This is a genomic window from Streptococcus cuniculi, from assembly GCF_004570575.1.
GTDB classification, from domain to species: Bacteria; Bacillota; Bacilli; order Lactobacillales; family Streptococcaceae; genus Streptococcus; species Streptococcus cuniculi_A.
Genome location: NZ_SPPD01000023.1, coordinates 18,576 through 29,463, shown reverse-complemented (window position 1 = coordinate 29,463; position 10,888 = coordinate 18,576). Strand labels below are relative to the sequence as shown.

Here is a 10,888-nt window from a genome sequence, read left to right as displayed (position 1 = left end):
CTATGTTGTTTGACATCTGCCCTGTGTCCTTTCACTAATTTTAAGCAACGAAAAAAGAGAACCTATTCAGTTCTCTTCGATTATATATTTAAGTTTTTCGGATTTCCCAAAACTCTAGACACTTACTACGTAACAGTTAGAATAAGATACAAAGCCCGTTAAAAACTCAAAGCGAAAATAGAAACTACGACGAAGAAGAGCAGGCTTCTAGGAGTAGTTGTCTTTTTCGCATAGAGTTTAGGGCGTGTTCAATTCAACAAGATGTGAGAGCGTTAAACAACTCCTAGACAAAATAGGAAATCGAAACAGGTTGCCTTGCAACCAATGAGATTTATCCTCGCTTTCTTATTTCTTGGCTCGGGTTAAACTAATCCACTGGATTAGTTTAATTGTCAGTGAGTTGTAGCTCGAACTCAATTACATAAGATGTGAGGGCGTGAAAAAAGCGACCGTACCACAAGGGTATCCGTATCTGTAAAGCAGGCATAGCCTGCAACAGCTACGGCAAAAATAGGCAGCCGAAGTATTAGAGGAGAGTTTGCTCCACAAACTCCTATTTCTCACCTTCAAAGGTATACTATACCTTTGAAGCTAGCAACTTCGTTGTGAGACCCCGGCGAGGATAGCTAGGTTAGTCACAAGTGTAACGCAGTGAATAACCAGCTAGCTACCGCCAACATGGAACTATAACTTAACCAAGTTGCGATACCTTCTTCAAATGGACCTCGCTTTCCGTAACCAGCTAAAGCGAGAACAGCTGCCTATCTTTTTCATAGCGACTTTTAGCTTGAACACAATTCTGATTGATACAAGATACAAAAGTCGCTGACACGAGCATTGCTCGTTTTATTTCCAACCTTCAACAGTCCCTAGATTGTTGAAACCCTGTTGAGAATAGCTAAATACAAAAGCCGTAAAGCGGGCTGTGTTCAATTCATTTGCTGTTTATCATTGAGTATGTCCAACTGGCTACCACCAATACATTTGTCTTATTTGCTATTTGACAACCACCAACAGTCTATTACTTTTGAACGGTCTATTTCTTTACGTAATTTGGGATGATAGTCTCAGGTTTGTCCTGCGTAACAGTTTTATCTTGTACGTCATTCAGCGGATATTTCCAAGAGTTGTACGTATTAAATTTTTAACCTTTTATGCTATACTAATAAAAAGAGAGGAACAATGATGAGTAAGTATAAAAAGGTCTATGAAGATATAAAAGAAAAGATTATCGCTGGCTTATTTCCAGCAAATAAGGAGTTGCCGAGCGAAAACGACCTGATGCATCACTACCATTTCTCAAAAGATACCATTCGCAAGGCCCTATCCCTCCTTGAACGTGACGGCTATATCCGCAAACAGCAGGGACGCAATTCCATCGTGCTTGAACCACAATTAACCAAGCCGCAGCCCTTGTCAGAGATTAAAACGGTAGGCGAGCTGAACCATCCCCATACCCACGATGTTAAAACCAAGCTGACTAGCCTTTACATCGTCCAAGGTGAGCCACTTCTCATGGAGGCTTTCCAAGTGGATGATAGTGTTGATTTTTACCGGGTGGGACGCTCTCGTACCATTAACGGAGAGTGTGTCGAGTATGAAATTTCCTACTTTGACCGCCGAATTGTGTCCTATCTCAACCGCGAGATTGCAGAGGGTTCGATTTATCGCTATTTGGAACAGGAGCTCAACCTCACGATTAGCCATTCCGAGCGGGAAATTTTCTTCCGCTATGCCAATGAAGAAGAACGGAACAACCTTGATTTAGGGGAATACGACATGGTGGTGGTCGTCACTAGCACCAGCTACCTCGATAATGGCAAGGCCTTTCAATATGGCAGCATCAGCTATCGTCCCGATAAAATCACCTTTACCTCCACCGCGACACGCTAAAAGAGGCTGGGACGAAAGTCTGATTATCAAATAAAAAGCGAACAAAGGAGGAGTTAACATCTTAAAACTCTCTCTTTGTTCGTTTTTTGTATATATTTTAGTAGAAGATGCTATAGGAAATGATAGAATTTCTAACGTGAAAATCTTTTATACGTAATCTTCTAGATTACATTCTTTTGTGGGTGAGCGCGACGCGCTCATCATGGTTTGTCCCAAGCTCTTTCTTTTTCCCTCATAATCCGACTAGGCTGCTTTTTCGCTAATGCGTAACTCACCCTCTACCATAGCTGCCAGAAGCTCCTTGGCATCTAGGTGGTCAAGGTAGAAGTCTGTCACCTTGTCGCGGATTTCTTGCTCAATCACACGGCGCAGCGGGCGCACGCCCATCACTTCGTCATACCCTTGCTCAATCAAATACTCTTTGGCGCTGTCTGTCACTTCCAGTTGCATGTCTTTTTTCGCCAACATTTGGTTGACTTCTGCCAACATCAAATCGACAATCTCTGCCAAGTCTTTCTTACCAAGGTGGAGGAATTCAATCACCGCATTGAAACGATTGAGGAATTCTGGGCGGAAGAACGGTTTGAGACGATCCATGATGTCAGGTTTCTCTTCATCACTTGCAGCTCCTTCGTAGCCAAATCCTGCATTTGAAGTCGCAATGATGACCGTATTTTTAAAGTTGACGGTATTTCCTTGGCCGTCGGTCAAATGCCCATCATCGAGGACTTGGAGTAACAGCGTGATAACCTGTGGGTCTGCCTTTTCAATCTCGTCAAGCAAAACGATAGAATAAGGGTTTCTACGCACACGCTCGGTCAGGGTATTGTTATTGTCATCATACCCTACATATCCAGCCGTTGTACCAATGAGCTTCGAAACTGCTGTACGGTCGCTATATTCAGACATGTCTAGGCGGATAATAGCGTCTTTTGTCCCAAAGAGGTCAAGGGCGAGCTGCTTTGCTAACTCCGTCTTTCCAACCCCGGTCGGCCCGACAAAGAGGAAGCTCCCAATGGGGCGGTTGCCCTCATCGAAACCTGCACGATTTCTGCGAATGGCCCGTGCGACTGCCTCTACCGCATCATTTTGACCGATTACCTTGGTCTTGAGACGGCTGTTCATCTCTTTCAAACGTTCGATGTCGCTTGAACCCATTTGAGAGACTGGAATACCTGTCATGCGCTCAATAGACTCGGCTACATCGTTGATGCTTGCCGTTACCTTGGTATCTTCAGCATGGTTTTCAATCTGTTTTTCCAATTCTTCAATGCGGACCTTGGCATTCAAGGCTGCTTCGTAGTCTTCACGTTGTACAGCCTGCTCTTGTTTTTCTTTTTCTTGGGCAATTTCTGATTCAATCGCATGAATGTCTGTCACAGGATGTTGGGCCGCCAAGTGGGCTGCGGTCACATCGAGCAAATCAATCGCCTTATCTGGCAAGCTCCGTTGGGGAATGTATTGAACAGAGTAGTCCACCGCGGCTTTTAAGACCTCATCTGGCAAGATGACATTGTGGTGCGCTTCGTACAAGTTGCGGATTCCTTGGAGGATTTTGTAGGTATCTTCTGCAGATGGTGCATGGACCTTGACTTCATTGAACCGGCGCGCCAGAGCTGCATTTTTCAAAATGGTATTGCGGTATTCATCTTGAGTAGTCGCTCCAATCACGGTCAATTCTCCCCGAGAAAGAGCTGGCTTCAAGATGTCTGCAAGTCCTTTGGAGCCTGCTTCTCCCGTGCTTCCTGCACCAAGAATTTGGTGAATTTCATCAAAGAAGACGATGACATTGCCCATTTCTTTGACTTCTGCCATCAGATTTTGGATATTTTCCTCAAAGCTACCACGGTACTGGGTGCCTGCCTCAAGCCCTGAAATGTCAATCGAAATCAACTCCTTGTTTTTAATCGCCGCTGGCACATCTCCGTGCACGATGGCTTGCGCTAGTCCTTCCACAACTGCTGTCTTACCAACCCCAGCATCTCCGACTAGAACAGGATTGTTCTTCGTCCTGCGAGAAAGAATTTCAGCAGTTTCTTGGATTTCCTTGTTGCGGCCAATGACTGGATCAAGCATGCCCTCACGTGCTTCAGCGGTCAAGTTGCGACCAAGTTTTGCAAGGATACCATCTTTTTTGAAATGCGGATGGTGACCTTTCACCTCTTGCTCCTCTCTTTGCGGCAATTGACCAGTTGAGCGATAATGAGCAAATTCTTCTGGCGTCACTTCGCGACCATTGATAAGGTAACGGCGACTCTCTGTATTGTAGCCCTGCATACGCCCCATAAGCTGATTGAAAAGATCGTCCATGTTGTTAAAGTTGTTGTAGTTGTTGTTCATATTTCATACCTCGTTTTTTATATTTGACGTTTACTGACCTTTACCCTAAAAAATAAATCTGATGACGGTTTTCTTTGACCATCTCTGACCAATTTCTTAAAAGAAAACAAAGCCAGTCTTCACGTTTCATTTGATTCTTTCGTTTGACGTTTACTGACCAATACTTTAAAAAGAAAAATTCCTTCAACTATTGGTCTGATAAGGTTTTCCAACCTTACACTACCTAGTATACACCATTGGTCAGTAAAAGTCAATAACTTTTTTGACCAATTTTTAATTTTAAAAAAAGAACTAAATCTATCGACTTAGTTCCGTTTTTCATCAAATAATAATCCCCTCCAAATGATCCAACTCGTGTTGAACAATCTGGGCGGTAAAACCTGTTAAGGTCAGACGCTTGGTCTGCCAATCTTGGTCGAAAAAGGAACCCTCGATTTCTTCAAAACGCTTGGTAGGGCGAACGCCCTCTAAGGACAGGCAACTTTCCTCGGTCTGGTAGGGCTGTCTACCTGCTACGAGAACAGGATTGTACATGACAAGATTGGTGAAGCCCATATGAACAATGATAATGCGCTTGCGAACGCCAATCATATTAGCAGCCATTCCGACACAGGCATCGCGGTGAGCCAACAAGGTATCCTGCAAGTCCTGCCCAATCGCCACATCTGCCTTGGTTGCAGGTTCTGATGGCTGCTGTAAAAAGAAAATATCTTTCATAATTGGTCGAATCATCTTATCTCCTCTTTCTTAGACTTGCTATTTTGTCCCCACGCGAATCGGCACGCGACCGAAATTCTGCTCTAACAGCTGGGAATGGCCTAGTTGGTAAATCCTGTCTGCCTGCTGGGTTAGGCTATCCCACGGCTCTTTGCCAATTCGGCTGATGAGAGCCACCTCCTGCTTCAAACTTGCCAAATGCTTACGCCCTTTTTCCGTAAAGCCTAGCACATGAATGGCTTCTGGGAGTGGCGATTCGCTCGCCTGCACCAAGATATAGGTCAAAAGCCTTCTCACTCGTGCCTTGGTATAGCGCTTGGTCGTAATCGTTTCCACCAAATCTTCAAGGGAAGAAGCTGTTTTGACGGCCTCTTTCATACGACTGGACATTTCTTGATTGACTTGGTAAATACTGGCCAAATCAGGATGGGAAAGAATTTGGTAGCGCAAATAGGGAAAATAATCCTGCCACGACACTTGGGGGGCTTGCGCTAGCAAATCCGCACTTGGGCTAAAGGTGGCAACAAAATCTGCATCGCCTATCCGATTTCTGAGAGCCGTTGCTGAGGCAAATTCCACATCATCTTCCAAGGAATGAAAGCCCGCCCCTCTTCGCTTAATGGGACACAGGGCAATACCTTTTCCTGCTACCGCCTTGGCATAGGCAAGGGCAAGGACATGGTTGGGCATATTTCCCGAAAAGCTCAAGCCTGCAAAGTTTTCCCACATGGCCTGCGTTTTTTCAGGGTAGCTGAGCCTATCGGGTAAGTGGGCTAGAAAATCCGCCATTTCAAGACTTTTTTCCTCGTACAGCTCTGCTATTTTCCCATAGTCCAAGACTTCTTCCGTCCCAAAGGTCAACTGGTCAATTCCTAGACAAGCCAAAATATCCACCGCTCCTTGGGCAAAAAAGTCCGCCGCCTGCACGCTGACCAAAAACGGCAATTCCACAACCAAATCTGCTCCATTTTCCAGCGCCATCTGAGCTCTCATCCATTTGTCCACAATGGCGGGCTCGCCCCGCTGAGTGAAATTACCACTCATGGCAACAATCTTTAGCCCCTCTGCTTGTGAGAGCAGATAGGCATGCCCATTGTGGAACGGATTGAACTCTGCAATAATACCTGTAACGGTCATTTTTCTGCCACAAAGAACCAGCGAGCACTGGTCTCTCTTGGTTCCTTATCCTCAAAATCTGCATAGATCTTGACATTTTTAAAACCAGCCTGCTCCAGTAAAACATCATAGGTCAAGAGGTCGTAGGTTCGCTCTTCGTGAATTTCATCCACTCGGCTGAAACGACCGTCTGCTTCCTGTATAAAGAAAGTCAACTCGTGCACAATCGAATGCGGTGGTTCATCAGCATAAGTGTCCCAGACAAAGGCAAAATCTTCCGCATTTTCATGATAGCTGTAGCCGGGGAAAACCTCATCCATTTGGTAAGTCGAATGCACATCAAAGAGAAAAACACCGCCCTCATTGAGGTGCTGGTATACCTCTTGAAAGACCTGACCGACCTCGATCTCATCTTCCATATAGCAAATCGAATCAGAATAGCAGGTCACCATGTCAAAACGCTCAAGGTTTGATAAATCGAGCATATTGCCCTCTAAGAAGGGAATTGTAAGCCCTGCTTCTTGGGCGCGCTTTGTGGCCAAATCCAGCATATCTCGACTGAGGTCAAGCCCTGTCACATCAAAGCCTGCTTCCTTAAATCGAATGGATTGAATCCCCGTACCACAGGCTAGTTCCAACAATTTTTTCTTGCCTTTGGGAAAATGTCTCAGACTGAAATCGGTCCACTGCTCATAGAGACCATCGTCCATAATCGCATCGTAGACCGAAGCAAAAGTTTCATAAGTTGCCATGGATTTCCTTTCTTGAAAAAACTCATACTCGTCAAAAATTAAAACCTGATGTCGTTAACTCACCTTGCTGAACTGTTGAGAAAAGTAGCACTTTTCTTATTTCCAACTTGAAATAGTTCTCAACTATTTCAACTACCCGCGGTTTCATTGCCTAACCAGATTTTGATTTTGATTTTTATAGAGTAATAGTCGGCTCGCAACTGAGTTCTACATTCTTTCTACGGTCTTACAACCAGTCAGCTACGTCGACATTCTCGCCTTCATGCCATAATTTTTCAAGATTGTAGTGGGCACGCATTTCTTCTGAGAAAATGTGAACTACAACGCCACCAAGGTCCAGTAAGACCCAGCCACCTGCTGCATCACCCTCGATTTGACTCGCTGCAAAGCCCGCCTCTTTGACTTTTTCACGGATATTGTCCGCAATCGCCTCAAGCTGACGACTGTTCATGGAGCTTGCGATAACAAAGTAATCTGTCACACTTGTCAGGCTTGTCACATCAAGCGCGACAATCTCTTCTGCACGTTTTTCATCGGCCGCTTTTATGACCAATTCTACTAATTCTTTTTCTTTCACGTTTTACCTCATTGGTTACTTATTATACATACCCCACATAAGCATTGTAAGTTTCAATCGTTTGGGGATAGATGGGAATTCCTTTTGTGGCTAGATGCGCTACCGTATGGGCTGTTTCATAGGCCACGGCTTTTTCCAGCGATACTTTAGCTAATCTTCTTGCTTCATCAACTCCTGGAAAATCACGGTTGGGCTCAATGTAATCCGCTACATAAAGAACCTTATCAAGCAAGGTCATCTGTGCCGCACCAACTGTGTGGCGTTCGATGGCCTGCAAAATTTCTTGGTCTTGCATACCAAAGTCTTGTTTGATTTTATAAATGCCTACCATTCCATGCCAGACATTATTGCCCCAAATTTTCAAGTCCTCACCCAACTGATACTGGTCAATCAAGTCCAGAAAGACTTGTTCGTCTACTTCCTTGGCATAGTCATGTAAGAGAGCCGCTAAGCTCGCTTTTTTTTCATCACAGCCATACTGGCGGGCTAGTTCAAGTGCTGCTGCTTCGACACCAAGGACGTGACGGAAGCGTTTTGCTGACATGGCAGAGCTGATCTTTTCAAGGAGTTTCTCACGATCGAAGGACAAATCTGCTGCTATCATTTGTACAATCCTTTTTCCTCAATGTAGTCCAAAACCTCATGTGGTAGCATAAAGTTTGGCACACGACCTTGCTGGATAAATTGACGAACCATACTGGATGAAACGTCCATTAAAGGAACGTCTACCCAGATAATCGGATAGGAAGTTCCCGCCTTGTAACGTGGTCGCTGTACACCGACAAATTGCACCAGCTGAATCAACTCATCAATCCGATGCCACTTGGGCAAATAATCCACCATATCTGCGCCGATGATGAAATAGTAATCCGTATCCGGGTTCTTTTCCTTCAAGAGTTTCATCGTGTCATAGGTATAGCTGATACCACGGCGCTCTAGCTCAATCGTTTCAATGCCAAGACCTTCGATCCCTGCGATTGCCATTTTCAACATGTTATACCGATGCAGTTCATCAATCGTTTCTTTTTTGTCGACATGAGGCGGTAGAAATTCCGGCATCAGCAAGACCTCATCTAATTTTAACTGCTGTCGAACCTGATCAGCCACAATTAAATGGGCATTATGAACAGGATTGAAATTTCCTCCCAAAATACCAACTTGCTTGCGATTTGTTTCTTTCTTTTCAACTTCTAACTCAACCTTTGTAAAGGGTGTTAAGAGCTCAATTGCCATGTAGACTCCTTATCCAACTCATCCATTCTTGGGACATGCCCACTAGATTTCTCTCACTTTGACAGAAAGTTTTCGATTTTCCTTCTTGGTTGATTGCTTGAAGAGAATCAGGGTCCGACCAATCTTTTGAACGGTGTCCACTCCGATTTCTTCTTCCAAGGTCTCCGCTACATCATGGATAGTTTCATCTGTATTTTGTAGCAGCGTCACCTTAATCAACTCCCGTCGGTCTAAAGCCTGACGAACACTGGTCTTAATCTGGTCATTCAAGCCGTATTTTCCGATCTGAATAATAGGCTTCAAACTATGTGCCTGACTGTTGAGAAAGGCCCGTTGTTTTGATGTTAATGTCATAGTATTTCCTTTTTCTATATAATTGCTTTGCGAATCACAACACCAACACCCTTTGGTGCCCAGGCTGCGATTTTGGCTACGCCATTGATGCGAATCCAACCTAAACCTGAGAAGACGACATCTGTTTTTTCGGTGATGGTAAATTCATGCCGGACTAGTTCTGGGAAGTTCTCCAATTCTGCACTGGTTGGCGGCACCAGCAAGCTGCCTGCGTGTTTTTGGTAAAATGCTGTCGCTCCCTCTAATTTGGTGCGATGAAGTTTTAATTCATTGTCAAAAAACGCAGTAAAACCTTGTTTTTCTCCTGCGACAAAGTCAAATCGTCCCAAACCAGCTAAAAAGAGAGTTTGTTCAGGATTTAACTGATAAGTCTTAGGCCTAATTTCCTTACGAGGACTTGCAAACCTCAAATTTTTCGCAGACAAATAATGGGCCATCTGATGACGATGAATAATCCCCGGTGTATCGTAGATGTAAGACCCGTCATCGAGGGGAATTTCAATCTTATCAAGGGTTGTCCCAGGGAAACGAGAAGTGGTGATCACATCCTTAGCTCCTGTAATCTCCTGAATAATGGCGTTAATCAAGGTTGATTTCCCGACATTGGTGACACCGACCACATAGACATCGCGACCCTTACGGTAGTGCTCAATCTTTTCAATCAAGTCCTTAATAGCATACTTGTTTTGGGCAGATGTCAGCATGACATCTACAGGGCGCAAGCCCACTTCATGAGCCCGCTCCGTTAGCCATTGGGTGACTTTTCCGTCCTTGACAGACTTGGGCAAAATATCCTTTTTATTCCCGACCAAGAGGACATCATTGCCCGATACAAAACGTGACAAGCCCGGTATAACAGATCCGTTGAAGTCGAAAATATCAACAACATTGACCACCAAGGCGTCACTGTCTCCGACACTATGAAGCAGGGTCTGAAACTCATCATCTGAAATATTAACATCTGAAATTTCATTATAATGACGGAGGCGGAAACACCGCTGGCAGTAAACCTGACCTGCCTCTAGTCCTTTTTCTAAGGCAGATGGTGGTGTATAGCCTGCCTCTTCCGTTTCCTCAGTCTGAATCAAGGCTCCGCAACCAATACAATACAATTCTTCCACTTACATTTCCCTCTTGTAATCAAATGCGCCATACTTGGCAGTGATTTTTTTCATCATACGGCGTTCACGCCAGCGATTAATTTGAGTGTTAATCGAGTCTGTCTCAATGAGCGGTCGCACCAAAACCGAGCGAATCCCCGCCCGCTTGGCTGCTCGAATATCCGTCATCAGCTGATCGCCAATCATAATCGCTTCTTCGCGCTTAATGCCAAAACGTTTGATGGCGCGCTCAATGCCAACGGTAAAAGGTTTTAGAGCAAAAGCTTCAAAATCAATGCCAAAACGTTCCACTGCGCGCTTGACACGCTCATATTTATTATTCGAAACAACCACGACATGGATACCTGCATCTCGTAAATCATGTAGCCACTGACGCATCTCTGGGGTTCCATCGGGATTGTTCCAGGCAATCAAGGTATTATCCAAGTCCACAAAAACCGTCCGGATGTGGTATTTTTGCAAACTCTCTACTGTCACATCATAGGCTTTCTCAAGCACAAAATCTGGCATATAATTCTCAATCGTCACACTATTCCCCACTGTCCTAAGAGCGGGCTAATACTCTTCAAAAATCAAAAGGATACTTTGTCAACTCGCCTCGGTGAACATCAGTTCTACCTTCGCTTTCGTTTCCTAGTCTACTTTTGATTTTTATTGAGTATAACACTGCTCACTGACCACACTTCAATTTTGTCAGTCTCGCTCTCTACGTTCTCTATATAGAAGAACTCAATTAGTTTATTTTACCATAATTTGGGATAAATAGCGACCGGAAAACAAAAGCG

11 protein-coding genes are annotated in these 10,888 nt (G+C 44.5%); 1 reads left to right on the top strand and 10 read right to left on the bottom strand.

The window, feature by feature from the left end:
• Positions 1 to 1,182: 1,182 nt before the first annotated feature.
• Complete coding sequence (locus tag E4T82_RS10925) at positions 1,183 to 1,893, top strand: GntR family transcriptional regulator (protein ID WP_209304582.1); 711 nt, start codon at positions 1,183 to 1,185, stop codon at positions 1,891 to 1,893.
• A gap of 243 nt (positions 1,894 to 2,136) precedes the next feature.
• Here E4T82_RS10925 and E4T82_RS10920 read toward each other — a convergent pair whose 3' ends face one another.
• The 10 genes from E4T82_RS10920 to E4T82_RS10875 all read right to left on the bottom strand — a co-directional run bounded on the left by E4T82_RS10920 (position 2,137) and on the right by E4T82_RS10875 (position 10,631).
• On the bottom strand, positions 2,137 to 4,233 hold the full coding sequence (locus tag E4T82_RS10920) for an AAA family ATPase (protein WP_135182824.1): 2,097 nt from the start codon (positions 4,231 to 4,233) through the stop codon (positions 2,137 to 2,139).
• Between the two features lie 321 nt (positions 4,234 to 4,554).
• Entirely contained in the window at positions 4,555 to 4,965 is a 411-nt protein-coding gene (locus tag E4T82_RS10915) for a peptide deformylase (protein ID WP_135182823.1), read from the bottom strand.
• Between the two features lie 24 nt (positions 4,966 to 4,989).
• The gene (locus tag E4T82_RS10910; protein WP_135182822.1) at positions 4,990 to 6,087 is read right to left on the bottom strand and encodes a nucleotidyltransferase; all 1,098 of its coding nucleotides are present in this window, start codon (positions 6,085 to 6,087) and stop codon (positions 4,990 to 4,992) included.
• A complete protein-coding gene (locus E4T82_RS10905; protein WP_135182821.1) occupies positions 6,084 to 6,818 on the bottom strand; it encodes a class I SAM-dependent DNA methyltransferase in 735 nt (244 codons plus the stop codon). The genes E4T82_RS10910 and E4T82_RS10905 overlap by 4 nt, the downstream gene beginning before the upstream one ends.
• A gap of 226 nt (positions 6,819 to 7,044) precedes the next feature.
• Positions 7,045 to 7,395, bottom strand: coding sequence for a ribosome silencing factor (rsfS, locus tag E4T82_RS10900; RefSeq protein WP_135182820.1), 351 nt, complete (start codon positions 7,393 to 7,395; stop codon positions 7,045 to 7,047).
• 22 nt (positions 7,396 to 7,417) lie between these two features.
• Complete coding sequence (gene yqeK / locus E4T82_RS10895) at positions 7,418 to 7,999, bottom strand: bis(5'-nucleosyl)-tetraphosphatase (symmetrical) YqeK (protein WP_135182819.1); 582 nt, start codon at positions 7,997 to 7,999, stop codon at positions 7,418 to 7,420.
• Positions 7,996 to 8,628, bottom strand: coding sequence for a nicotinate-nucleotide adenylyltransferase (locus E4T82_RS10890; RefSeq protein ID WP_135182818.1), 633 nt, complete (start codon positions 8,626 to 8,628; stop codon positions 7,996 to 7,998). The genes yqeK and E4T82_RS10890 overlap by 4 nt, the downstream gene beginning before the upstream one ends.
• Positions 8,629 to 8,670: 42 nt before the next feature.
• Entirely contained in the window at positions 8,671 to 8,982 is a 312-nt protein-coding gene (yhbY, locus tag E4T82_RS10885) for a ribosome assembly RNA-binding protein YhbY (protein WP_135182817.1), read from the bottom strand.
• A 14-nt stretch (positions 8,983 to 8,996) separates the two neighbouring features.
• Complete coding sequence (yqeH, locus tag E4T82_RS10880; protein ID WP_135182816.1) at positions 8,997 to 10,103, bottom strand: ribosome biogenesis GTPase YqeH; 1,107 nt, start codon at positions 10,101 to 10,103, stop codon at positions 8,997 to 8,999.
• Positions 10,104 to 10,631: a YqeG family HAD IIIA-type phosphatase gene (locus tag E4T82_RS10875; RefSeq protein WP_135182815.1), complete on the bottom strand. Its 528-nt coding sequence runs from the start codon at positions 10,629 to 10,631 to the stop codon at positions 10,104 to 10,106.
• Between the last annotated feature and the right edge of the window lie 257 nt (positions 10,632 to 10,888).